22 protein-coding genes are annotated in these 23893 nt (G+C 42.2%); 6 read left to right on the forward strand and 16 right to left on the reverse strand.

The window, feature by feature from the left end; translation table 11 throughout:
* The 6 genes from HZA08_04215 to HZA08_04240 form a co-directional block, all read left to right on the forward strand.
* On the forward strand, positions 1–1270 hold a 1270-nt coding region (locus HZA08_04215; protein ID MBI5192633.1), incomplete at its 5' end, for a hypothetical protein.
* Between the two features lie 248 nt (positions 1271–1518).
* Positions 1519–1764: a type II toxin-antitoxin system HicB family antitoxin gene (locus HZA08_04220; GenBank protein ID MBI5192634.1), complete on the forward strand. Its 246-nt coding sequence runs from the start codon at positions 1519–1521 to the stop codon at positions 1762–1764.
* Positions 1761–1973 carry a type II toxin-antitoxin system HicA family toxin gene (locus HZA08_04225; protein MBI5192635.1) on the forward strand — a complete coding sequence of 71 codons (213 nt, stop codon included), beginning with the start codon at positions 1761–1763 and terminating at the stop codon, positions 1971–1973. The genes HZA08_04220 and HZA08_04225 overlap by 4 nt, the downstream gene beginning before the upstream one ends.
* Positions 1974–2102: 129 nt before the next feature.
* Positions 2103–3137, forward strand: a complete 1035-nt coding sequence (amrS, locus tag HZA08_04230; GenBank protein MBI5192636.1) for an AmmeMemoRadiSam system radical SAM enzyme — start codon at positions 2103–2105, stop codon at positions 3135–3137.
* Positions 3124–3537 carry an archease gene (locus tag HZA08_04235; protein ID MBI5192637.1) on the forward strand — a complete coding sequence of 138 codons (414 nt, stop codon included), beginning with the start codon at positions 3124–3126 and terminating at the stop codon, positions 3535–3537. Before amrS ends, HZA08_04235 begins: the two co-directional genes overlap by 14 nt.
* Positions 3538–3809: 272 nt before the next feature.
* A complete protein-coding gene (locus HZA08_04240) occupies positions 3810–5177 on the forward strand; it encodes an RtcB family protein (protein MBI5192638.1) in 1368 nt (455 codons plus the stop codon).
* 429 nt (positions 5178–5606) lie between these two features.
* On the opposite strand, the gene gspN is transcribed toward HZA08_04240, so the two are convergent.
* The 16 genes from gspN to HZA08_04320 form a co-directional block, all read right to left on the reverse strand.
* Positions 5607–6479 carry a type II secretion system protein GspN gene (gene gspN / locus HZA08_04245; GenBank protein ID MBI5192639.1) on the reverse strand — a complete coding sequence of 291 codons (873 nt, stop codon included), beginning with the start codon at positions 6477–6479 and terminating at the stop codon, positions 5607–5609.
* Between the two features lie 120 nt (positions 6480–6599).
* Positions 6600–7166, reverse strand: a complete 567-nt coding sequence (locus HZA08_04250) for a hypothetical protein (protein MBI5192640.1) — start codon at positions 7164–7166, stop codon at positions 6600–6602.
* Between the two features lie 39 nt (positions 7167–7205).
* Positions 7206–8840 carry a pilus assembly protein PilM gene (gene pilM, locus HZA08_04255; GenBank protein MBI5192641.1) on the reverse strand — a complete coding sequence of 545 codons (1635 nt, stop codon included), beginning with the start codon at positions 8838–8840 and terminating at the stop codon, positions 7206–7208.
* Positions 8841–8846: 6 nt separating this feature from the next.
* Positions 8847–11207 (reverse strand): hypothetical protein, encoded by a 2361-nt coding sequence (locus tag HZA08_04260; protein ID MBI5192642.1) that lies wholly within the window; start codon positions 11205–11207, stop codon positions 8847–8849.
* The gene (locus tag HZA08_04265) at positions 11207–11875 is read right to left on the reverse strand and encodes a carboxypeptidase regulatory-like domain-containing protein (GenBank protein ID MBI5192643.1); all 669 of its coding nucleotides are present in this window, start codon (positions 11873–11875) and stop codon (positions 11207–11209) included. The genes HZA08_04260 and HZA08_04265 overlap by 1 nt, the downstream gene beginning before the upstream one ends.
* Before the next feature lie 113 nt (positions 11876–11988).
* Positions 11989–12951, reverse strand: coding sequence for a type II secretion system minor pseudopilin GspK (gene gspK, locus HZA08_04270; GenBank protein MBI5192644.1), 963 nt, complete (start codon positions 12949–12951; stop codon positions 11989–11991).
* 132 nt (positions 12952–13083) lie between these two features.
* Complete coding sequence (locus HZA08_04275) at positions 13084–13743, reverse strand: prepilin-type N-terminal cleavage/methylation domain-containing protein (GenBank protein ID MBI5192645.1); 660 nt, start codon at positions 13741–13743, stop codon at positions 13084–13086.
* Positions 13740–14207 (reverse strand): type II secretion system minor pseudopilin GspI, encoded by a 468-nt coding sequence (gene gspI / locus HZA08_04280; GenBank protein ID MBI5192646.1) that lies wholly within the window; start codon positions 14205–14207, stop codon positions 13740–13742. Before gspI ends, HZA08_04275 begins: the two co-directional genes overlap by 4 nt.
* A complete protein-coding gene (locus tag HZA08_04285) occupies positions 14185–14769 on the reverse strand; it encodes a hypothetical protein (GenBank protein MBI5192647.1) in 585 nt (194 codons plus the stop codon). The genes gspI and HZA08_04285 overlap by 23 nt, the downstream gene beginning before the upstream one ends.
* Positions 14738–15163: a type II secretion system major pseudopilin GspG gene (gene gspG / locus HZA08_04290; protein ID MBI5192648.1), complete on the reverse strand. Its 426-nt coding sequence runs from the start codon at positions 15161–15163 to the stop codon at positions 14738–14740. Before gspG ends, HZA08_04285 begins: the two co-directional genes overlap by 32 nt.
* Before the next feature lie 250 nt (positions 15164–15413).
* Positions 15414–16634 carry a type II secretion system inner membrane protein GspF gene (gspF, locus tag HZA08_04295; GenBank protein MBI5192649.1) on the reverse strand — a complete coding sequence of 407 codons (1221 nt, stop codon included), beginning with the start codon at positions 16632–16634 and terminating at the stop codon, positions 15414–15416.
* A gap of 127 nt (positions 16635–16761) precedes the next feature.
* Complete coding sequence (gene gspE / locus HZA08_04300; protein MBI5192650.1) at positions 16762–18474, reverse strand: type II secretion system ATPase GspE; 1713 nt, start codon at positions 18472–18474, stop codon at positions 16762–16764.
* Positions 18471–20462, reverse strand: coding sequence for a type II secretion system secretin GspD (gene gspD, locus HZA08_04305; protein ID MBI5192651.1), 1992 nt, complete (start codon positions 20460–20462; stop codon positions 18471–18473). Before gspD ends, gspE begins: the two co-directional genes overlap by 4 nt.
* 139 nt (positions 20463–20601) lie before the next feature.
* On the reverse strand, positions 20602–21504 hold the full coding sequence (locus HZA08_04310; protein ID MBI5192652.1) for a hypothetical protein: 903 nt from the start codon (positions 21502–21504) through the stop codon (positions 20602–20604).
* Positions 21505–21775: 271 nt separating this feature from the next.
* Entirely contained in the window at positions 21776–22861 is a 1086-nt protein-coding gene (locus HZA08_04315) for a hypothetical protein (protein MBI5192653.1), read from the reverse strand.
* Between the two features lie 71 nt (positions 22862–22932).
* Positions 22933–23799 carry a hypothetical protein gene (locus HZA08_04320; GenBank protein MBI5192654.1) on the reverse strand — a complete coding sequence of 289 codons (867 nt, stop codon included), beginning with the start codon at positions 23797–23799 and terminating at the stop codon, positions 22933–22935.
* Positions 23800–23893: the final 94 nt, after the last annotated feature.

Consider the following 23893-nt stretch of genomic DNA (forward strand, 5'->3'; position numbering starts at 1 on the left):
AAGTGATTATAATAATCACCGTATTCAGAAGTTAGATTCATTAGGAAACTTCTTAGCCAAGTGGGGAACTGCGGGGACGGGAAACGGTCAGTTTAATAATCCTGATGATGTTGTATTAGATAGTGCTGGTAACATATATGTTGCTGATAGGAATAATGACAGAATTCAGAAGTTCAACCCATCAGGGAGATTTATTTCTAAATGGTCGAGTGTGGGAAATGGCGTAGGCCAGCTCAATACTCCATGGGGTCTGGCTTTTGATCCAACAGGTGACTTTCTTTATGTAACGGAACTTGTTAATCACAGGGTGCAGAAGTTTGAACGTTTTGGTTTTTCATTTGCAGCTACTCCAAATACCAAAACAGTTGGGAGCGGCGATATAGCGACATATTCTATGGATGTAACAGGTATTGGAGCAAATACATTAGGGACAACAGTATCTTTTTATGTATTGTCCGGCCTCCCGAGCGGTACAACATGGAGCTTTGCACCGGCCTCTGTTACGCCAAGCTCATCAGGTATTGTCTCGTCTACGTTAAGCCTTGATACCTCACCCACTACTCCGGTTGGTACTTATACAGTATATGTTGAAGCAGAAGGTGGCGGCCAGACAAGGATTATTCCGATTACCCTGAAAGTTATTCCAAAGATAACACTCTTCAAGGGAATGCCGAATCCGTTTAGTCCTAATGCTAATGGTATCAAGGACACCACAACTATTACTGCCGGCTTTACAACTCCACTGAACTGGACATTGAACATAAAGAAGGGGGTATGCCCTGGTACATTATTAGTCAGGAGCTTTACCGGCTCTGGTACCTCATTGTCTCGGGTATGGGATAGCAAAGATACCGGAGGCGCTACGGTTACAGACGGGAAATATTGCTATTCATTGACCGGCAAAGATGCAGGGAATGTATATTCCAATCCAGTAGTTTTCACAGGAACGGTTGATACAGTTAAACCTGTGATATCTTTTGTGTTTGATGCCCCTGACCCTTTTCAGCACCATTTAGGTCAGACAACAAGCATTGGGTTTACACTATCTGAAAGTGCTTTTGTAACCATTAAGATATATTCAGGTACAACACTGGTAAAAACTCTTGTAAATAATGTACTAAAACTTTCAGGACCAAACAGCGTTATATGGGATGGTAAGGATAATAGCAATGTCTTAGTCCCGAATGCTACGTATACTTACAAAATTTGGGCAAATGATGCAGCAGGGAACTCAGCTGTACAGGCTTCCGGTACTTCAACTGCGCAGTAGTTTTCTATTAGACTCTTAAGAACACTATGGCCCAATGCTGAAAAAGGGTATTGGGCCTTAGCTGTTATAGCGATGCACTGTTCAATATCAGCACTATATTAAATTATGAAAGACATTTATATTGTATCTCCTCTCCATTTTCAACGGTTTTATAATTTCGTTTCTTGACTATCTCACCTTTAATTTCTATAATCCATCACAATGTTGAATAAACTTAAAAGAGCATTCAAGAAAGTATGGAGGATTTTATGATATACAAAGTTCCGTTGGTTCTCACGCCTCAGCCTGAAGGCGGTTTTACCGTTACATCACCTCTTTTGCCGGAATTGCTTACAGAGGGTAATACAATTGAAGAAGCATTGGAAAATGTTCACGATGCCCTCGTAGCCGCCATTGAAATGTATGAGGATTTAGGACGACAACTGCCCAGGAATGTTCAGATTTCCGATACAACAAGCCCTGTTTGGCTCGAAGCTTTGGTAGCAACTTCATGATTTATCGTGAAATTACCCGTAAGCTGATTGCCATCGGCTGTAAAGAACTTCCGAGACGGGGAGGAGGATCTCACCGTAAGTGGTACAACCCCACGACTCAGTGCGCTACAATATTGCCGGATTGGGGAAACCGTGATCTCAAGGTTGGGACTCTCAAGGCTGCAATAAAGCAGCTCGGCATTGAATGGGATACTTTTTTCAAGGTATGAATAGCTGATATTACCGCACGGGATACAAGAAGCAGTAATCCAAACTGACATTTGTAATTTTTAATTTATCATTGTACTTCCTTTATCAGGGTGTTAGACTATTGCTATAAAAGCAGAAGGGAGGGTGAGATGAGAGAAGCCCTTTTATATCAGAAGTTAGAGAATAACAAGGTTCGGTGCGACCTCTGTGCCCACAGATGCCTTCTAACAGAAGGTAAAACCGGTATATGCGGTGTAAGAAAAAACCTCGGCGGCACACTTTATACACTTGTATATGACAAGGTAATTGCGGCCCATATTGATCCTATTGAGAAGAAGCCTCTTTTTCACTTCCTGCCAGGGTCCACATCTTTTTCTATTGCTACAGTAGGGTGTAATTTCAGGTGTCTCCACTGCCAGAATTCTGAGATATCGCAGATGCCTAAGGATGAGAAGATTATCAGCGGAAGCAGTATGACGCCGCTGGATATTGTTGATAATGCTCATAGGAACGGATGCGAGAGCATATCGTATACGTATACTGAACCGACCATATTTTTTGAACTTGCATATGAGACAGCGAGGCTTGCCCATGAAAAGGGGCTGAAGAATATTTTTGTAACAAACGGTTATATGACAGAAGAGGCGCTTGATATGGTCAGGCCTTATCTGGATGCCGCAAATGTTGACCTGAAGTTTTTTGATGAAAAGATGCACAAGCGTGTATGTGGTGCATCAAGAGACCCTGTACTTGAGACAATAAAACGTATGAAGGGATATGGTATATGGGTTGAGGTAACAACACTTATCATTCCTACTAAAAATGACTCTGACGAGGAATTGACTCAGATAGCAGAGTTTGTTAAAGGTGTCGGTGCCGAGATTCCCTGGCATGTGAGTGCATTTCACCCGACGTATAAGATGAATGACCTTCCGCGTACCCCAGCGTCCACTTTAGAAAGGGCTAGGAAGATTGGTCTCAAGGCGGGACTTAGGTATGTTTATACAGGGAATATTCCCGGCGATGAAGGGGAGCACACATTCTGTCATAATTGCAAGTCAGCGCTGATACATCGTGTTGGTTTTGAGATTATTGAAAACTATGTCAGAGAATCAAGATGTCCATTTTGCGGTGCAGTTATAGATGGTGTTGGGATGAGTAACAGGGAATATGAAAATGTTTGAAACCTTTGACCACAGGGCAGATATAGGTGTGCGCGGCTTTGGAAAGAGCATGGAAGAGGCTTATGAGAATGGTGCTATGGCGATGTTTTCCGTAATGGCGGATATAAGTGAGGTAAAGCAGTCAGAGACAGAAGAGATAATCTGTGAGGCACCGGACTCAGAGACACTATTTGTTGAGTGGTTGAACAACCTCCTTTCAGTTGCACATCTCACCGGAAAATTATTCTCCGGCTTCAAGGTCGAGATAACCGGTAATAGTTTAAAGGGTCTTGCCATAGGTGAGCGGATTGATAAAAAACGTCATCACATTTTAACAGAGGTGAAGGCCGCTACATACAGTACGCTGAAGGTTGAGAAGAAAGATGATATTTATGTGGCGCAGTGTATTGTAGATGTGTGAGAAGGCAGTGAATAGTGAACAGTCAATAGTGAATAGTTAGAAGCAAGAAGTCAGAGGTAAGAAGTCAGAAGAAAGAGAGTGAATAGAAAGAAGATTTAGCTAGTGTAGCATTTCTTTCGGTAAGGGTGACCGAAATACAGGAATTCCCTCCCCTTCAAGGGGAGGGTTAGGGTGGGGATGGGGTTATTCTCGGATGAAAGAGGGTGAATGTGGACATAAAATCATTACATAAGATTTCTGATTATATCTGGGAGATTCCTGTGGAAGGGGATATGAAGGTTCCGGGGAGGATATTTGCCGGTGCGGAACTTGTTGAAGAATTGGATGATAATGTTGTAAAGCAGATAAAAAATGTTGCCTCTCTTCCGGGTCTTCAGGATGCGTCTATTGCGATGCCTGATGCCCATTGGGGTTATGGTTTTCCAATAGGCGGGGTAGGTGCTTTTGACCCTGATGAAGGCGGTGTTATCTCAATGGGCGGTATCGGGTTTGATATATCATGCGGTGTCAGGACTATGCGTACAGGTATGACAAGGGAGGAGATTGAACCTTACCTTGGAAAACTTATTGACCGCCTGTTTGCTATTGTCCCTGCAGGTGTAGGTTCTGAAGGAAAGATACGGTTAAACCAAAAGCAGATTGATGATGTATTAACCGGCGGCGCCAAATGGGCAGTTTCAAATGGATACGGTTATAAAGATGATTTGAGATATATCGAAGAAGATGGTGTGATGGCAGGGGCAGACCCCGGGCAGGTATCTGATACTGCTAAGAAAAGACAGTTCAAAGAGGTTGGGACATTGGGGTCAGGGAATCATTACCTTGAGATTCAATATGTTTCAGAGATATATGATGAAAGTGCAGCACAGGCATTAGGTATTTTTAGAGATGATATTCTCGTATCTGTTCACTGCGGTTCAAGGGCATTGGGTCATCAGATAGGCACAGATTACCTGAAAACACTGGCAGAGGCCTCAATAAAATACAATATACCGATTCATGACAGGGAGCTTGTGTGTGCCCCGCTTAATTCACCTGAGGGCAGGAGATATTTCTCTGCTGTGTGTGCCGGCATCAACTGTGCCCTTGCAAACAGGCAGGTTATATCTCACTTAGTACGAGAGGCATTTTCTGATGTTATACCAAAGGCGAGAATCTCCATCCTGTACGATGTCAGTCATAATACATGCAAGATAGAAGAACATATTGTAGGAAAAAAGATGAAGAGACTCTTTATCCACAGGAAAGGCTCAACGAGGGCCTTTGGTCCAGGAAGAATTGAGATACCTGAGGAGTACAGGGCAGTGGGTCAGCCTGTTTTAATAGGCGGGACAATGGGTACATGTTCCTATATATTAATCGGCACTGAATCAGGGATGAAGCTGGCGTACGGCTCTGCATGTCATGGTGCAGGAAGGGCATTGAGCAGGACTCAGGCAAAAAAGAAGTGGAGAGGAGATGCATTGTTGAAAGACCTCGCCTCAAAAGGGATTATTGTCAGGACACATTCATATTCAGGGGCAGCGGAAGAGGCCCCCGGTGCATATAAAGATGTAACTGCTGTGGTGGATTCAACTCATAATGCAGGGCTTGCTAAGAAGGTGGCTATGGTGAAGCCTATGGCGTGTGTCAAAGGATGAAAATCAACCCCCTTAATCCCCCTTTAAATAAAGGGGGAGATATGACAACCAAGAAATCCCCCCCTTGTAGTTAAAGGGGGGTGAGGGGGGTTATTTTCGGATGAACCGTCATGAGCGGGGCGCTCACAAAGGGCAATGATAACCCCACCCTCACCCTGATCCCCCCTCCTGCCTCCCCCCGCAAAAGAGGGGGGAGGGATTTGGAAGGAATTTAATTGCAGCTCTCCCTGAGGGAGAGGGGGCTATGTTGATTCCCTCCCCTTCAAGGGGAGGGTTAGGGTGGGGATGGGGTTGATTTTCGGATGAACTGTCATGAACCGAGGGTTCACAAAGGGCCATGAAAATCAGCGGGACAAGAAAGTCCCGCCTATCCTCGTAGATAGGGATAGGCGGGGTTTTCTTGTCCCGCCGGAGTGATTTTCGGATGAACTAAATACTCACCGACGGTTTCTTCAAATCTCCTTTAATCTGTATCGTATAATAACCTTCCTTATCTTTTGTCTTTTCAATAAATGAGAGGATTCCTCGCTGTTCTTTTTTCATCTTTTCACCGGGTGCAAATTTTATGGCTATATTGATGTTTCCCGGTGATGAAGCGGTTTGAAGTTGGATGTCACCCTTGATTAGTCCCTTAAGGTCGTTGTTCTTGAACCGGGTGTCTTTAAATACCAGACTCTGCCCCTTAATATCAATAGTCCCGTTTAATTCAGTAACCGGAATATCAGGAAGGGGGAAGCCCATAATCTTGATCTTTCCGAGTTTTCCATTTTTTAACGAAAGACGTATCTGGCCTTCAGGGACATTGTTGTTTATGAGTTTAAGCACCATATCTCCGCTAATTATCCCTGTGACTTCTGCCGGAATATCCTTTATCTTCTCAATGCGGGCAATATCCACATTATTCCATGATGCCTGAGTTATATTGTTGGTATTGCGAAGTGTAATTATGCCGTTGATAGAGCCGCCATAGCTGTTTGCGGAAATCTCAGAGACGGGGCTGAAAGAGAGAATACTTTTAACCGGGACATTAATAGAAAACTTATCTAAATGTCCTATAACGATACTTATGTTTCCTGTTTTCTTCCTGAACTCAAAATTTTTAAAAGAGATTCCGAGCGGAAATGTCCATTTGTCGTCTCTTGTCTTAATTTCAGTGGATGTACCCTTTTCAAGTTCATAGATTATTCTCTTTGTAATCGCCTCTTTTGGGAATAGGAAATATAAGGATAATGCGAAAACAGCTATGCAGAAAAAGGTATAGCCTGAAATAGCTTTGTAATGATTTTTTATAAATCGTTTCATACTAAGAACCCCATCCCCACCCCCCGATTACTACTTCGGGGGCAAGCTCTGACCCTCCCCTTGAAAGGGAGGGGAAAATTTTAAAACCCTCTCCCTGAGTGAGAGCGAATCTATTAGTCATTACCTCACCTTTTCAAAAAAACTCACTGTAAGGGATGCATCCATTAGGCCGGGGTCATCGAATCTGCTCTTTACATGAAGGTTTTTTATCTTTAATGGATATTCCGACCCTTCGATAATGTGCAGGTATCTCATAATGTGTTCAAGGACAACCCGCTCCATCTTTATTTCGATAGATGACTCACGGTAATCATCTCCCATTGGTATAATGGACGGTTTCATTGAGATTATTTTATCTTTAATCTTTGCCTGTGTTGAGACACCCTCCATAAATGTAAGAGGGGAGAAGCCTTCTTTTGTCTTTGATGCCCCCTTTTCCAGTTCCTTATATTCTTTTTTCAGGAAGAAGTAATCACTTCTTAATTTGAGTATATCGTTATATTGAGTCTCTCTCTGCTTTATCATCCTGTTCAGGCTTGCATACCGTTCAGCATAAGGGGCAATCACAGACCCGTATACAAGAATCACAATTGCACCTGCAAGGCCGAATACAACAATAGCCTTCTCCCGTGCATTTAATTTATTAAAATATTGAAATACTGTTTGTGTTATATTCTCTATGCCCATGACCTATAACCTGTTACCTATTTACCTGTTACCTTTTTCTCACATATCAATAACAATTCTGAACTTTACCTTCTTCTGGTCTGCCCCGAGTTTTGCATCTGCTACATCAACCTTCTTAAATAATGGGACAGCCTCAAATTCTTTTTTAATCTTCTCAACATTTTCAAAACTATCAGTGTCACCCTGCAGTCTTACCTTTGACTTGTCTATAAGAAGGTCATCAATATTAACCTTAATCTCTTTTGGTATCTTCTCACTCATAATATTCATCAGTTCAAGGGGCGACATCCCTTTCTCTGTACCACCGCCAAGGGCAACGACCTTTTTCCTTAAATCATCCACAGCGCTTTTCATTTGATGGAATTCATCAACCACATTCTTTGATTCAGGGAATGTCTCTATGTATGCCTTGCGTATATCTGATTTTAATGCCTCATATCTGGTCTCTCTGTAATGATACATTGAATAGAAGTCTATAGTGCCGAGGAGGATAAGTATTACAACAGTAACAATCAAATAGATAATTTTACCTGTGTTTTCCTTTATCTCTTTTCTGTGGAAATACTCACCCTTTCTGAAATTCAGTCCCGATGCCTCTTTCTTACGGGACCCTCTCAGGACAAGGCCGATGCCTGTCGGAGAAATAAACCTTGTGTTTTCAGGCCCCCTTCCTTCTCCTCCACCAAGCCGTTCAGCAACTTCAGTAGGAATGCTCAGATATTCCACATCCCTTCCAAGAATATTGCTCAGATAATTCTTTATATTCCCCACCCTTGCCCCGCCGCCGGTGATATATAATATTGTTACCGGATTATTATTCTGGATTTCAAAGGCATGAAGGGTCTGGTTTAGTTCTATGATAATGGGTTGCAGGCCCTTCTTAATGGCATTTGATAGAGTCTCAGTTTCATCTTCTGACTTCGCTCCTGCTGCCTGCTCACGGCTTACTGCTACCTCGTAGTTCAATATTTCTGCGGCAATCTTTCTCTGCTCTGCTTCTTCATAAGTAATTCCAAGTGATTCCTGAACTGTATACGTTACAACATTTCCGCCCCTGTTAAATGTCCTCAGACTAACCGGTTTACCTTTTGAAACAATACATAGATTACTCCTTGAAGCGCCTATATCAAGTACGGCAACGGTGTCATCCGTCTTGTGCCATTCCATTAATGTTTGATAAAGGGCAAGGGGTTCAAGCTCTATGACCCCTGGTTCAATATGCGCAGATCTAAGGGTGTCTAAATGATCCTTGAGTATATTTTTGTTAATAAGTGCAACGCACACAGAAGACCCATGCGGGCCTTTTCCATTACTGCCGCTGCCTCCGTTGCCGTTATTTTTTGAAAGGATAAACTGGTCTATGACCATTTCATCAAGGGGAAAAGGGATCAATCCTTCAACTTCATAAGGGACAACCTGTCCAATCTTAGTTTCATCTGTAAATGGTATGTTGAGATAATGTACTGATACACTGCTTCCTGGAATAGAGCTGACAACAATATCAGGCCTGATACGCCGGTCACTGACCATTGATTTTATAAGCTCATGCACGCCTTCGCCATTCACAGGTCTTTCATAGACCTCCAGTATCTCAACCTTGCCGAAGCGTTCTCTTCCTGTGACTACCTTTATTGAATGACTGCCTATGTCTAAGCCGACAATTTTACGTGCCATATACTTTTATATTTTCCTGCTGTCATTCCCGTGCAAACGGGAATACAGAAAAAATGAAATGACTATCAATATAAATAAAACGCCAACCGAGGCAATCTTTCCTGCCACTGTTGTTTTTACCATAAAACTGCTGAACATTATAGCAGGTATAAGACTAATCTTCACTATTGATTTTAATGTAGTATTTTTTTCTATTGTTTTTGCAAGATAGGGGCTGTAATAATAATATGTGGAAACAAAGTATCTGCCGGGGAAATTTGTTAATAAGTATCTGTCACGAAATTCTCTTAAAATATTTACATACGGGTGCAGTGGGGAACCAAAGGCAGCGGTTGCAATAAAACACCTTTTATCACTTTTATTTGTGCTGACTTTATTAGAGATGACTGAAGTGCTGTTTGAAAGGTTAGTTGCATCACAAATCCGTTCAGTGCCTGGATTCATTGTTACAGGATTACTCGCAGTTAGAGATGCTGTTGGTATAAGATTTCCAAGCGATGCGGTTATCGTTGATGTCACGGCGTCTGAAGCAGCCAGAAAGCCATTGCTGTTAATAACTGCATAAGGAGAATCTGATGACCATACAAAACCGTTTTCGAGTATCTGGTTATTATTGTCCTTCATAATGACGTAATACTGTTGCTTCCCCTTTTTACCGTATCCGGTATTTTCTGTAACTATGGAAGCGGCGCCAGGTCTTATTAAGATAGATGATGTATTATATGATGCGGATGTATATGATGCCGTTATAAGATAACTCCTATAGTGAACGACTGATGTATTGAAATCGGCGGTTAGCGGGATAACAACGACCTCAGTATAAGGCCCGCTGCTGCTGAATCCCTTTATTGAGATGGAGCCTGCATTAGTTGATGTGTCGGTTAATAATTCAGTGACATCATATACCGAATCGTAAGATTTGAATCCTACGACCATTACGCTTATATCACTGCTGCCGTCAAATTCTATTTTCAATGAGCCGCTACCTGCCGGGGCTGTGAACTTGTAGTATGTTGCAGACAAAGGGTCTAAAGTGCCGTCTATATTTTCAGTACCCGAGAAATTTTCAAATAAGGTTTGAGGAGGGTCAAAGGTGTAAAAAGGGGGATCTGGATTGAATAGAACTGCAACAGGGTTGCCTGCACTCCCTGATGACTTGTAAATTTGTCCGTCGTCGTAAGTATAAGTCAGATTGGCAACACGTAATTCTTTTAACTCTTCTTCAAGGGAAGAGTTGTTCTTACTATCACTCAGTACCTTTTCTATCCCTGTTATTGCAGAGTCTCCATTCTTAATATTATTCCAAACATCATACACGAATTTTGATCCGTACTTTTCCGTCAGATGTTTTATCCAGACTGAGGTGCCGTACTGGAATACATCATACTCGTAAGTATATAACGGTAGTCCGGGATTCTGAAACCACCGGTCTAAATAGTTTACATAATCATTTACATCAGGATATATCTCATCCTCCATCCACGTGGCAGATGCCTCCATCCACCATCCATAGAGGTCAATATTATCTGTAATTTGAAATTGAATGGTGTGGAAGAATTCATGGGCCGCTGTCACCATCATAGAATTTATTTGCGAAGATGAAAAGCCATAAAAGTCATTTTCAAGGATTAGATAAACTGAAGATACAGGCATATTTGCATCAAGCTGGGTGTAGCCATAAGCATTCAAGTCTGCGAGATAGACATCAAGCAGGCAGTCCCCGCCTTCTGTACCGTCTGAAGGGGGGGCATCATACCCCAACTCTTCTATCTCCTTTTTCCATACATTGTCAAGGATGATTGCAAAATTATCTACATAATCAGGAATATTATTGTTATTGTTATCAGCAGATGGAACAGCATCACAGCTCCCGCTAGTATTCGGGTCGCAGTTTGTGTTGTCAGTTGTATAATGAATCCTGAAGTGTCTAGCCGGGCTTACAATACTTTGTAGTATTGTAATGTTTTCATAAAGAGGTGCACCGTCATCTTTCAAATCTCTGCTTAAGATACCTTTATGTTCCCTATTATTATAAAGTGCGGAAACGGCATTACTCCTTATTCCTGAAAGATACGCTGAATTATTAGAGGAGAGCAGGTGCCTGTTTGAGCGTGCCTCCATCATAATACCGGTTGCTGATTTAATCGGGACTCTCGATTTAAATTCTTCCGGCAAACTGTCTTGCCGTATGACAGCAGAGACCTTGTAATTTAGTGCATCTCTGTATGTAAGCCGGCCGCTTCTGTAAGCGTTATCTATAAGCTCAATGCTTGTGAGGTCTCTCGCATTTGTAATTGCCGGAGATAACATAAGGTAGGCTGACAATGCAAAAAAGAGACTAAAACAAAATGTAAATTTAGTTTTCATCAGTCAATAAGAACAAAACCGGACCTGAGATTTTTTATGAGGGTCTTGCCCTGGGTGACTTCAATCTCAAGTTTCTCTCTGCCTCCTTCTTTGCTCAAATAATATCTGCCTGCTGGTACTTCAAAGGTGTAATGACCATTCAGGTCAGTCTTTTTATTCATAACTTTTTCATTAGCTTCAAGTAGAATAGCACTATTTTTACTAAAGCCCTTTATGCCGTTATTATATTGAAGCTTTCCGCCCCTTATAGGTTGATATACAACACCTATGATAAAGCCGGAATCGTCTGTCCTGATTTTATCTATTACAACATCAAGATTAATAGTATTTTCCTCTCCTGCTTTTATATTTTCAGCCCTGGGGATAAACCCTTCTTTTGTAAAAAAGATAACAAGATAATTGTTTTTTGATACGGGGATGTCAGAGATGTTAAATTCTCCTTTAATATCGGTTTTAAAATTATTAAGCGTAAACCCGTCAAAGACAGTCACATCAGCATTATCCACAGGAGAGCCATTCTTATCCTGTACATGTCCGTAAATGCCTTTTCTTGTGTCTGTTGTTCTTTGAGAAGCATGGCAGTTCATGGAGAAAAAGGCTGTTGATAATAGCATTATTGTTATTAAATGAAGACATATTAGCTTCACCAAAAAATCTCCATGGCTCACCCTCCCCCTGCCCCCCTCCCGTCAAGGGAGGGGGAATTTCTTTCGTTTTTCTTACATCTTACATCTTACTTCTTACTTCTGCTTACTGCTTACTGCTCACTGCTCACTGCTCACTAATCTATTCTCCAATATAAAATCTCGCTATTTTTTTCCTTCCTGTTTACTATTGCTGTAATGGTCTTTCTGCTGTTATTTACATTTCCGGTAGATGTTATGGAGAAGAAGTTGCTTCTGACATCTATATACCTGGAGATATTGTTAAATACCTCTGGATCCTGGATATGGTCTCTAAGTTCTATATTTTTCTGAAAAGGGGTTTCTGCCCTGAATGCAATTATTTCATCAACCACGTCTTCGGAAAGCTCTCCAGGTAGTGACAATAATACCTCTTTACTTACGGTATTTATGTTTAATTTACCGTCAGAGTTGACTGTAAGAAATTTATTTATTTTGTTGAACAAGGCGCCGTCTATCCCTTTTATCATCCGTAATTCCTGCAATGAATAAAGGGGTTTGTTCTTTGCAGTATAGTGTTCTTCCAGTCCTTCGTAATAACTGCTTTCCGCACTGTTAAAACTGATCTCATCACTATTGTCATCAATAAAGTCTGCTATTGCATCAGGGATCTCTTCTTTTAGCCCTTCTTTAAGTTCAAATTGCTTGAGAAAGTTTGTCATGAGTGCCCGCATATTAGCACCTGTTACAGGAGGGTTGCCCTTATCCAGTTTGTTGATATTTATCTTGCTGTCCTCATCAGTTATTGCCACTGTAACAGTCCCGCTTCCTACAGGAACCGGTGGTATCTTCTTTGCCCATAATTCATTCAAAGTATCTGTTTTATCCTCATTCTTGCTGTCTTCACTCAGGTCTTCTTCTAAGACTGCAATTGCAAATGTTACCCCTGACCTTGCAAGATAATATGCCTGCACCTCATCCCTGAAATTAGCCGCCGCCCTTGCCTCAACGCGCATGTCCATACTGAACTCAAGGATCATAGTAAGGAGAAGGGTTAGTACAAGCAGTGTGATTATGAGTGCGATGCCTTTATTATTCAATTGAAAATCTCCATAGCTCACCCCCACCCTGACCCTCCCCCCTCAAGGGGGAGGGAATTATGAGAATCCCCCTACCCCCCTCCTGTCAAGGGAGGGGGAAATTCTTTCTTGCTTCTATCATCTTACTTCTAACTTCTTGTTTCTTACTTCTGCTCATTGCTTTTTCCCGAGGGGTACATCCGCAATGCCTTTATACGTCCTTTCATTACCGCTGTTGTCTTTCACAATGATTGTTATTTCTACTGCATGGGGGATGGTTTTGTTTACCCTTGAGTCCCAACTGTCAACCCATGCATTATCATCATCAAGGTACCGGAAATTAAGTCCAACGATGTCCTCTGAAATTTCAAAAGTATCCCCGCCGTATCCGGGATTATCATCAATCCGTTTTTTTATTCTTTTTATCAGGACAGCCTTGCCTTCGTTGCCTCTTTTCATGGAATATCCGACCTCTATCTGATCTGATTCTTTGGAATCGTTATTGCGTATCCTGTTGGAGTAGGAGGTAAAATCTATGCTGTCTGTTGCATAGCCTTCTGAATAATCATCAGTGCCTGTAAAAAAGGTATTATCATTATCCTTTACAATAAAGGCCATGCTTACATCCTGCAGAATCCTTGTAAATGCTGCGCGTACACCCCTGAGTTCTTCTATAGATGCCTCAGCCTTACCGATTACCTTACGTGTCTGGACAAAGCTCCCGTAGACTGTTGAAAGCACAATTGCAAGGATAGCAATGGCTATCAGAACCTCCATAAGGGTGAAGCCGTTGTCTGTGCCCGTAATCCGTTTCCGTAAAGGTATTCTCCTCACTTCTGTTCCTTTTCCCTTACATAATTTACCAGGTCAACACTCCTCCTGCCGATTCCATCTCCCCACATTACTTCTACCTTTACCTCTTTCATGTGTTCATAAGCTGTTTCAGAAATAGTGCTTTTCCATGAGAATCCGGGATATTCTTCAAATCCGCCGGAGTCCCCGCCGGACGCACTTATGTCTCCGTGCTCAATCTCACCCATTTTCTCAGATGCAAGGAGAGTAGCAACTGTAGCCCGTCTTGCATATTCAGCAGCCACAACACTCTGATTCCTCGAATGGAGGAGCACCACAAATGAAGTACCAATGATAAGCAGTGCAATCATTACCTCAAGCAAAGTAAAACCCTCTGTTAGTGACGAGTGACGAGTGGTGAGTGGTGAGTGCAGCGTGGATTGCTGATTGCATTTTATTCCTTCAGCCTTCAGCCTTCGGCCTTCAGTCTTCATAGGTGTCAACATATCCCTCCAACACCTTAACCTTTCCTGTAAGTGGTGTTGTGGTCAGTGTGTAATCTTTTTTACCGTTTGATATGTGTATAATACCCTTATCCATAAAACCATCAGGAAAGAATTCTAAGGTAACACGCCCCTCAACAGCCTTATTAATTGTTTCTGTTGTTATATCTTTTATAAATATCTTTTCAGGAAGTTTTTTGTATCTGTTGGTTACATCAATTACTTCTGATACATCAGATTGCTCAGAAGATTTTGTAACATCTTCAGGTTCTTCCGGCTTTAGAGATTCTTTGTCCTGTTTTTTTTCAATAATCAGGTACCTGTTTTCTGTAATCTCAAATACCAGTTGGTAAGATGTCTTGTTAAGTATAGATTCATCAAACAGGGATTGGATAGTACCTGCTAATTCCCTTGCGGTACTGCGTAAACTAATATCCTCTCTGTTACCGAGTTTAGGAACAGCAAAGAGCAGCATTATTCCCAGCAGGATTAGGATAATAGATAACTCTATGAGGGTGTATCCGCTATTTGAGTTATTCGAGGTTCCAGCTCTGGATATCGGCATCTTTACCTTCGCCGCCTTCTTCTCCATCTGCTCCATAAGAGTAAAGATCATATTCTCCATGAACCCCTGGGCTTATATAAACATAATTATTCATCCATGCATCCTTTGGTAATTTGTCCATATAGCCGCCATCCTTCCACCTTTTTGGAATTTCTCCTACAGCGGGTTTTTCAATCAAAGCCTGCAAACCCTGGTCAGTGGTCGGGTAAGAACCGCTATCGAGTTTGTAAAGGTCAAGTGCTGATTGAATATTCTTTATCTGAACCATAGTCTTTGTATGCTTTGCCTCTTCTGTACGTCCCATCAGCTTAGGTACAACGATACCCGCCAGCAGTCCGATGATGATAAGCACCACCATGATTTCTATAAGGGTAAAGCCTTTGTTTTCCTTCATTATACGTTTCATATCTCCCCCATCTGATTTATTCATATTTATCCGAAATCCCTTCCGGCGGGGTAAGAAAACCCCGCCTATCCACATAATGGGGGGAAACCCCGCCTATCCAAATCAACGAGGATAGGCGGGGTTTTCTTACCCCGCCGATTTTCATGGCCCTTTGTGAACCCGCGGTTCATGGCGGTTCATCCGAAAATAACCCCATCCCCACCCTAACCCTCCCCTTGAAGGGGAGGGGACTTATCGTTTACCTCACCACCTGGCTCATCTCAAATATAGGCAGGAGGATTGAGAGTACAACAAACATTACAACCACACCCATAAACAGGATCATTAAAGGTTCGATAAGTGATGTCAGCCCTGCCACGGTTGTATCAACCTCGTCGTCATAAGCCTCAGCTACCTTGGATAGCATACTTTCAAGCTCTCCGCTCCTCTCTCCTACTGTAATCATCTGAATAACCATTGATGGGAAAACGCCGCTCCTCTTCAACGGTTCGGATAGGGATTCTCCTTCACGTACCCTATCTTTAGCATCCTCAAGAATCTTTGATAAAACCGTATTATTTACTACGGCCTTTACAATGTCTATTGCAGTGATGAGAGGGACGCCGCTTGCAAGCAAGGTGCTGAGTGTCCTTGCGAACCTTGAGACTGCAATCAACTTTATCATCTTACCGAACATAGGTACCTTCAGGATTATTCTATCATACATCTCCCTTCCCTGTGGAGTCTTTATGTATTTGGAAAATAAGAGAGATACGGCAATTAGAATACCTGCCAATATCCACCAGTAGAACCTGAAAAAATTGCTGATGGAAATCAGCATCAATGTCGGTACTGGAAGCGCCTGGCCTGTATCTTCAAATACCTTGGTAACCTGCGGTATAACAAAACTGAAAAGGAATGCGAGTACACCTATACCTATAAAAAGCATTAGTATAGGATAGGTCATTGCAGCCCAGAGTTTATTCTTCAATCTAACCTGGCTTTCCTGAAAATCTGCAAGACGCGCCATAACCACATCAAGTGCACCGCTTGCCTCACCGGCCTGGATCATGTTTGTATACAGCCCTGTAAATATCCTGGGATGGCTTCTCATTGCATCTGCAAGAGACTTTCCCTCGCGAACATCTTCCCTGACCCTTGTGATACTCCTTTTTAATAAGGGATCATCAACGTGGTCAATTGCCGCTGTGAGGGAATCCATGAGCGGGAGACCCGCTGCAATCAGAGTTGCCAATTGCCTTGTTAATACTGTGATCTCCTGTTTTTTTACGCCTCTAAGTAAACTACTTAAAGAAGAATGTCCTGCCTCTACCTTCTTAGCAGTCTCTTCTGAAATCTCAACTGTGAAGATACCTGTTTTTCTCAGTTTTGTTTTGGCGTTTTGCAGACTATCGGCATCAATAAACCCCTTTGTATCTTTTCCTTCTGCTGTCAGTCCCTTGTATTCAAATACCGGCATAAAGTTTAAATTAAAAATAAAAATGTAAAAATAAAAAATTAAAGTTCTAAGGAGGCTCTTGCATAAATCTTTCACCCCCACCCTAACCCTCCCCCGTCAATGGGGAGGGGATGTCTATGTAGATTTATTATTCTACTATGTCTTCCTGTGTTACACGGAGCACTTCTTCTATGCTGGTTACGCCTGCAAGAACTTTTTCAGCCCCGTCTGCCCTTAATGTGGTCATGCCGCACTCAACAGCCTTAGTTTTGATAATCTGGGAGTTAATATTCTGGAGTACAAGGTTCCTTATCTCATCATTTATCAGGAGAAGTTCATATATGCCGGTACGCCCCCTGTATCCTGTCTGCAAGCACTTATCACATCCGACAGGCAGGTAGACAATGCAGCCCTTTGCCTGAGAAGGGGTAAGCCCTAATTCCTTTAATTCAGGAAGTGCAGGTGTATGTTCTTTCTTGCAATGGGGACAAAGATTTCTCACTAATCTCTGTGCGATTATGGCCACTACAGAGGATGATACAAGGAAGGGTTCAATGCCCATGTCTATTAATCTTGTGATTGCCCCTGATGAGTCATTTGTATGAAGGGTGCTGAATACAAGATGGCCTGTTAAAGATGCCTGAATGGCAATCTCAGCGGTTTCAAGGTCTCTGACCTCACCGACCATTATTACATCAGGGTCCTGACGCAGAATTGACCTGAGTCCCCGTGCAAATGTCAGCTCGATCTTAGGGTTAATCTGTACCTGTCCTATCCCTTTTATCTGATATTCTACAGGGTCTTCAATTGTAATGATATTTTTTCCTGGGGAATTTATTTCTGTCAGAGATGCATAAAGGGTAGTAGTTTTTCCGCTCCCTGTCGGCCCTGTTACAAGGACGATACCGTGAGGCAGTCTGATTAACCTGTTTAATACAGACTGCATGGATACGGAAAGTCCGATGTCAGTAAGCCTGAGGAGGTAACCTGATTTATCAAGCAGTCTCAATACAACACGCTCTCCAAATGATGTGGGAATAAGAGAAACACGAATATCTATTTCCTTTCCTGCTATCTTTAAGCCTATCCTTCCGTCCTGTGGCAGACGTTTTTCTGCGATATTCAGTGATGCCATAATCTTTATTCTTGATGTGATGCTTGGCTGAAATCTCTTTGGAAGAGTAAGTATGTTGTGGAGAACGCCGTCTACCCTGAACCTGACTACAATGTCCCTCTCAAAGGGTTCAAAATGTATGTCGCTTGCCCTGTCCTTGACTGATCTGAACAGCAGTGAGTTAATGAGTTTTATTATGGGTGCTTCATCAACTGCATCAATAATGTCAATAGGTTCATCAAGACCTGCGGTTAATGATTCATCTCCCATATCTTCAATGACCTGTTCAGCGGCCTCTTTGTGTGTCTCATAAGCCATGTTCACAGCATTAAGTATTGTGATGGATTCTGCGAGAAATAGTTCTGTGTCTGAGTTTAAAAATACCTTGAGGTCATCAATAGGGGTTAAATTAAGGGGGTCGGATATTGCGACCTTAACCATGCCTTTGCCTCGGCTGAACGGAAGAATAATGTGCTTTTTTAAGAAGTTGATCGGAATGGATGAGACCAGTTCCTTATCTATCTCCTCTTCGGTTATATTCTGAAGATAGGGTATCTGAAACTGGGTGCTTAATGCCTTGAGAAGGTCTGTTTCTCTGATATGTTTTGTCCGAACAAGTATATCACCGATGCGCCCCCCCTTTTCACGCTGAATATCGAGGCACTCCTGTATCTCCTTGTCCCCGATTGAGGATATTCTTTGAAGTACCTGCCCTAATAGTTCTCTCTTTCCTGGTATTATATTCATTTGGGCTTATTGCCGGATTCTGCCGGTGGATTCAGGATAAAGTCCTCTTTCAAATCAAATTTATATCTCTTCCTGAACGATTCAGCCTTTCTTCTCCTGTCAGAGCTTATCTTTCCAAGTGCATCAGCGTCTCTTATTATATGAGGGGTAAGGAATATGACGAGATTATTTTTTGATTTTTGTCTGCTCTGATATTTGAACAGGTATCCCAAAATAGGAATATCACCAAGGAAGGGAACCTTTCTTTCAGTCATGATTATGTCATCTTTTATGAGTCCGCCTATTGCCACAGTTTCATTATCTGTTACTACAACAGATGTTTCTGCAGACCTCTTATTGGTGATAGGCACTTCCTGATTAGTACCAACCGGCACACTTCCACCGAGGCTTGAAATCTCCTGATAGATGTCAAGTTTGACAAGGTCACTGTCGGTTGTGTGCGGGGTTATTTTAAGCTGGATACCTACGTCCTTACGTTCTATTGTAGCCTGTGAATTTCCTCCTGTCGTCTGACTAACCCCAGTAATAAAAGGGACATTCTGGCCTACCACGATTTTGGCCTCCTGATTATCCAATGTGAGTATATTAGGAGTTGAAAGTATGTTGACATCAGAGTCCGCCTGGAATGCCCTGAGCAATGCGCCTACGTTCAGGATGGTGTCTTTTCCAACTGTAACGGTACCCTTTATTGCTGCTATCGAAAGGCCGCTTACACCCAACGGGTTTGCAGCAAAGGTTGATATACCGGCTCCAGGCGGGGAAAGAAGTGTTCCGCCGGCAAAGGTAAAACCATTAGCATTAACGTCTTCAGTTGTCCGCCATTCCATCCCAAGTTCTCTTGTCTTATCGAGGCTCATTTCTATAATAGCGGCCTCTACATATACCTGTTTTCTCTTTACATCAAGCCGTTCAATAATTGATTTGACACGTTCATAATCCTCAGGTGAGGCCATGATTATTAATGAGTTTGTTGCCTTATCTGCAGTTACAGAAATCCCGCCTTCGAAATGTACAACAGATTCCTGAGGGGGTTGGGCACCGCCCGCCGGTCGTGGAGGCACCTTGCTTACAAGGCTGGAGAGTACCTTAGCCATGTCTTCAGCACCGGCATTCTGAAGATAATACACATAAATGCCGCCTTTGCCTTTTGGAGGCTCGGTATCCAGTTCGTCAATAAGTTCAAGGAGCTTATCCATATTGCTCTTTATGTCGGTAATTATTAATACATTGGTTGAAGCGTATGGTATGCTTGACCCGTCCTTGGATATTAATGGGGCTATAAGCCTGGATAGTTCAGTGGTGCCTATATACTTTAATCTGAGTATCCGTGTTTCATAATTCTCATCCGGCGGGAGTTTCTTTTCTTCAGTTACTATGCTTACCCCGCTTTGTTTTGCTTCCCTTGAAGGGAAGATTTTAATAACCTTATTTTCTGTTACAGCGGTAAATCCTTTCATGTCGAGCACTGTTAAAAACACCTGATATGCCTCATCAACCGATATTTTTGTCGGAGATATAACAGTGACCTTTCCCTGAACCTTTTCATCAATTACAAAGTTTTTCCCTGTCAGTTCACTTATAAATTTCACAAATGTCTGAAGGTCAACATTATTAAAATCAAGTGTTACCATCCTGTCGCCGGCTTTTCCTGATGCCGTCGGTCCACCGGCAGGTGGCGGCATTGCCGGTTGTTGGTTTCTTGCAGGAGAAGGCGGTTGAGGGGTTACGAATTCCTGATTAGGCAGAGGGGGGGCTGATACTACAGGCTTTGGAGTTCTTACCGGAACCGGAGGTGATGTCTCCCTCCCTGTTCTTACCTGCACAGGAGAAGTTGTTTTCAAAGGTGTGCTGACCTGAACAGTACCTTCATTGCCAGGCAGCATTGTTCCTTCCGATCCCATAACCTTGTTCTCATCACTCATTGGAGGCATTGGAGGAGTAAACTGTGCAAACAGAATATCAACCGGTAACAATATCAGAACACTCACAAGACTTACCACCAAAACGAAGATTTTTTGTTTTCTCAGTTTACACCCCCCCGGAAAATTAAAAATTAAAAATTAAATATCATAATCCAAATATTTTTGTTTCCTGTTCACTATTTACCATTCACTATTCACTGCCTTCTCACCTGACTTCATAATTAACCGTCATCTTCTGCCCTGCCCGCATTAGGTCTATCACGAATCTGTCATTATCTTTCAGCAACTGGTAAACCTGCAATGCCTTTTCCGGATCTTTCAGTTCTACACCATTTATGCCGTGTAAAATATCACCATTTCTAAGTCCCACTTTCTCAAAGAGGCTGCTCGGCACAATCGAAAATATCCTGAATCCATCAGCAGCGCCGCCTGTAAAATTCGGTACAAGCCTGGCTTGAGTGAGGAGTTTATTCATATCCTGTGTTGCCTCCTCAAGCTCTTCCCTTGCAACTACAACGGTAGCCGGCGGGGATTGAGATGCCTCTGGAGACATAGGTGAGATAGGAGGGGGCTGATGTACCGGCGGACGAGGTTGTGACTGAGCAGGTGTATTCTGGTCTCCAGGTTCAACATCTTCCTTTCTCCCATCCCTTGAAATAGTTATTCTGTTTCTTGTTATTTCTAAGAGCTTAATACCGGGGGCGATAGAATCGCTAACCCTGAATATCTTATTGGTCTTCTGAAAGGGGTCTTCAATAATTGCATAAGAATAAGTTTCACTACCGGCGACAGTCCCGATTAATTTTATAGGTACCGGCGGTTTTTCCTCCCGGACAGGGGCAACAGGGGCAACAGTTACCGCAGGCGGTGGAACGAAAATAGGTTTTGAATTAAAGATATTTCGTTCCAATATCAGCTTGTATGCCTCAAAGGGCACTGTTTCCCTTTGTGCAGAACTTTCAACACTCCCTGAAAAACCGGTTGTATAAGGAGTGGCAATTTTTCCTGCAATTTGAAATGTGAGTATCTGTGCAAGAAAAAAAGTGCCCGTTCCCAGTATTAAAAGGTTTAAAGGTATAAAATAATTTTTTAGTAAATTCTGATACACTTATCCCAACCAATCATCTGAAAAAAACCATAGCTCACCCTCCCCCTCCCCTTGAAGGGGAGGGAATCAACGTAGCCCCCTCTCCCTCAGGGAGAGGGTTAGGGTGAGGGTGGGGTTTTCATTGCCCTTTGTGAACCCTCGGTTCATGTGAGTTCATCAAAAAATGTCAAAGTTATTATAGTAGCCGAAGATTTAAAGTCAAGACATATTAGAAATGTCCGGCGAAGTTGGTAACTCCGCCGGACAAATACCAGACATATTATCTGGGAAGTTAAAATCCGATAGCAGCCTGTATTACATGCCTTGCATCCTCTTTTTGTCCTGCGTAAGCCCCTAACTCCTCTTTATAATATGCATACGCAACCTTTACAAGCCATAGGTCAACAGTGGCACCATAAGTAGTATAACCCTGGTTTGAACCTACTCTGAAGGAAAGTATGTATGGAAGCTTAATCTCTGCCCCCATGTGGATACGTTTGTATGTGTCCTTTTCCTCTTTTATATTCTTTGTGACATCTACCATATCTAAAGCAAGTGTATTCCTGAATATCCAGAAATCAGGGTGTACGGAAATGCCTACATTAAGCTGGTGCGGTAGTTTACCTGCATCTTTAAGATTCAGATCACCAACATTCTGCAAAACCGCCCCAAGAGTAGGTCTCAGCGGTAATGATGGATTAAACTTTAATCCGATATCACCGGTGATTCCTGAACCGGTTTTTTTATTGTCATTAAAGTCTGCGGTTGGGTCGAATTTGGCATCAGCAATGTCAATAGCATAATATGTTTGTTGGAAACGATTTCTTTGTATGAATTTTATTGCTATACCTGCCTGAAGCTTTTGATCCCAGAATCCGTGTGCAAATCCTACTACCCCGCCCACATCTGTCTTTAAATCTACAGCTACATTCGGGTTAACCCTGTTTCGTATTTCACCACTGACAGACCCCTGTCCTAAAACTCCTAACCCAAAATTATGAAATATGATATTTGGGAAAACAGATGTACGTAAGGAGAATTGCTTTCCTATATATTTCCCCAATAGGTCAGTTACCTCAGTTACATTATCAGTATTAATATCTTTGAAATCTTTAGACACATCCAAACCTGTCTGAGATAGTTCAATAGTTGGGTTTAATATTTCAATTCCGCCGAATCCCTGCACATCATTGAGCCCTGCCGGGTTATAGAAAAGTGCATTCTCATCATCCGACACTGTTGTAAACGCATTGCCCATGCCGAGCGGTCTTATACCCTTGTAGAGGGTGGGGAATTCTCCGGCATGGACTTTAATTACAGTTCCAAAGAATACCAGAAGAATAAGGCCATATTTCCAAATCCTCTTTTTATAGTCCATAATCTCCTCCATAAAATAAATTAGTTATAATTAAATTAAAGGTTTTTATTTTTTCACGTTCAACATTATTATTAGCAATGTGGTGAAGACACTATCAAGCCGGTAATGTAAGCCTTTAATTCAGTGAAATCAATGGAACCATTAGAATTCGTGTCTAACGATTTTTTGATTTTATTTATTACATTGCTTATATCAAGATTATCTGGAAGTATCCCCGATGTACCCAGCCCCTTTTCGATTGTTCCAAGATCCCGGTTAATATCTGCTACCATATTATGCGAATCGCTTGTTGGAATTGTTGTTGGTAAATAATCAGTGGGGCAGAAGCCGCCGCTTACAACCCCAACCGAGATAACAAGGTCAACTGCTGATGCGATCCCGAGTTGCAGGTAGAGATTTTTATCTTCGCTGGATAATGAAGCTATTTGAGCTGGGGTTGGGTTAGTAATAAGCAGAAAATCTAATATATCAATTGCCCTGGTAAGTTGTTGTTTCATTTCACATGTATTGCTTGTTGTTAATTCGTTTATACAGTCACTGATTTTACTTATATCTATCAGCTCGGAAATCTTTTTGAAGTCATCTTCTGCTGCCGGGCTATACAATACCTTAGGTTTAGCCAATGTGCCTTCAGCAGCGGCAATGAGCTTCAACACATCCAGTCCTGTAGCCTCAGCTATATAAGCAGAGGCAAGGTCCACCTTTGAGTCTTTATCGCACGATAGATCAGATACGGCGGTACTAATACCTCCACACATTTTCTCCAGTATAGTAATTGCCTGTGTATAATCCCCTGTATCCAGTGCTATCTTTGCATCCTCCTTTTGTGCTGTCTCGGAATCGGTTTTCGCCTGATTCTTAAACATATTCTCTCCACAGCCTGCTAAGAGAAAAGACGCTACAACTAATGTGATGCTTAGGGTTCTAATATAATTCATATAACAGCCCTCCCTTAATTAATTTTTTTAATTAGTACCAAAATAAAAAATGAAGCCGGAAATTACAGAAACTCCAAGCTCACCTCCTTCCGCT

It is taken from the genome of Nitrospirota bacterium (assembly GCA_016212215.1).
Classification (GTDB): domain Bacteria; phylum Nitrospirota; class 9FT-COMBO-42-15; order HDB-SIOI813; family HDB-SIOI813; genus JACRGV01.

Bases quoted from the DNA above. Each gene is read 5' to 3' on its own strand.
- HZA08_04220 (MBI5192634.1), top strand. From the start codon at position 1,519: ATGATATACAAAGTTCCGTTGGTTCTCACGCCTCAGCCTGAAGGCGGT.
- HZA08_04225 (MBI5192635.1), top strand. From the start codon at position 1,761: ATGATTTATCGTGAAATTACCCGTAAGCTGATTGCCATCGGCTGTAAA.
- amrS (MBI5192636.1), top strand. From the start codon at position 2,103: ATGAGAGAAGCCCTTTTATATCAGAAGTTAGAGAATAACAAGGTTCGG.
- HZA08_04235 (MBI5192637.1), top strand. From the start codon at position 3,124: ATGAAAATGTTTGAAACCTTTGACCACAGGGCAGATATAGGTGTGCGC.
- HZA08_04240 (MBI5192638.1), top strand. From the start codon at position 3,810: ATGAAGGTTCCGGGGAGGATATTTGCCGGTGCGGAACTTGTTGAAGAA.
- gspN (MBI5192639.1), bottom strand. From the start codon at position 6,479: ATGAAACGATTTATAAAAAATCATTACAAAGCTATTTCAGGCTATACC.
- HZA08_04250 (MBI5192640.1), bottom strand. From the start codon at position 7,166: ATGGGCATAGAGAATATAACACAAACAGTATTTCAATATTTTAATAAA.
- pilM (MBI5192641.1), bottom strand. From the start codon at position 8,840: ATGGCACGTAAAATTGTCGGCTTAGACATAGGCAGTCATTCAATAAAG.
- HZA08_04260 (MBI5192642.1), bottom strand. From the start codon at position 11,207: ATGAAAACTAAATTTACATTTTGTTTTAGTCTCTTTTTTGCATTGTCA.
- gspI (MBI5192646.1), bottom strand. From the start codon at position 14,207: ATGTTGACACCTATGAAGACTGAAGGCCGAAGGCTGAAGGCTGAAGGA.
- HZA08_04285 (MBI5192647.1), bottom strand. From the start codon at position 14,769: ATGCCGATATCCAGAGCTGGAACCTCGAATAACTCAAATAGCGGATAC.
- gspG (MBI5192648.1), bottom strand. From the start codon at position 15,163: ATGAAGGAAAACAAAGGCTTTACCCTTATAGAAATCATGGTGGTGCTT.
- gspF (MBI5192649.1), bottom strand. From the start codon at position 16,634: ATGCCGGTATTTGAATACAAGGGACTGACAGCAGAAGGAAAAGATACA.
- gspE (MBI5192650.1), bottom strand. From the start codon at position 18,474: ATGAATATAATACCAGGAAAGAGAGAACTATTAGGGCAGGTACTTCAA.
- HZA08_04315 (MBI5192653.1), bottom strand. From the start codon at position 22,861: ATGGACTATAAAAAGAGGATTTGGAAATATGGCCTTATTCTTCTGGTA.
- HZA08_04320 (MBI5192654.1), bottom strand. From the start codon at position 23,799: ATGAATTATATTAGAACCCTAAGCATCACATTAGTTGTAGCGTCTTTT.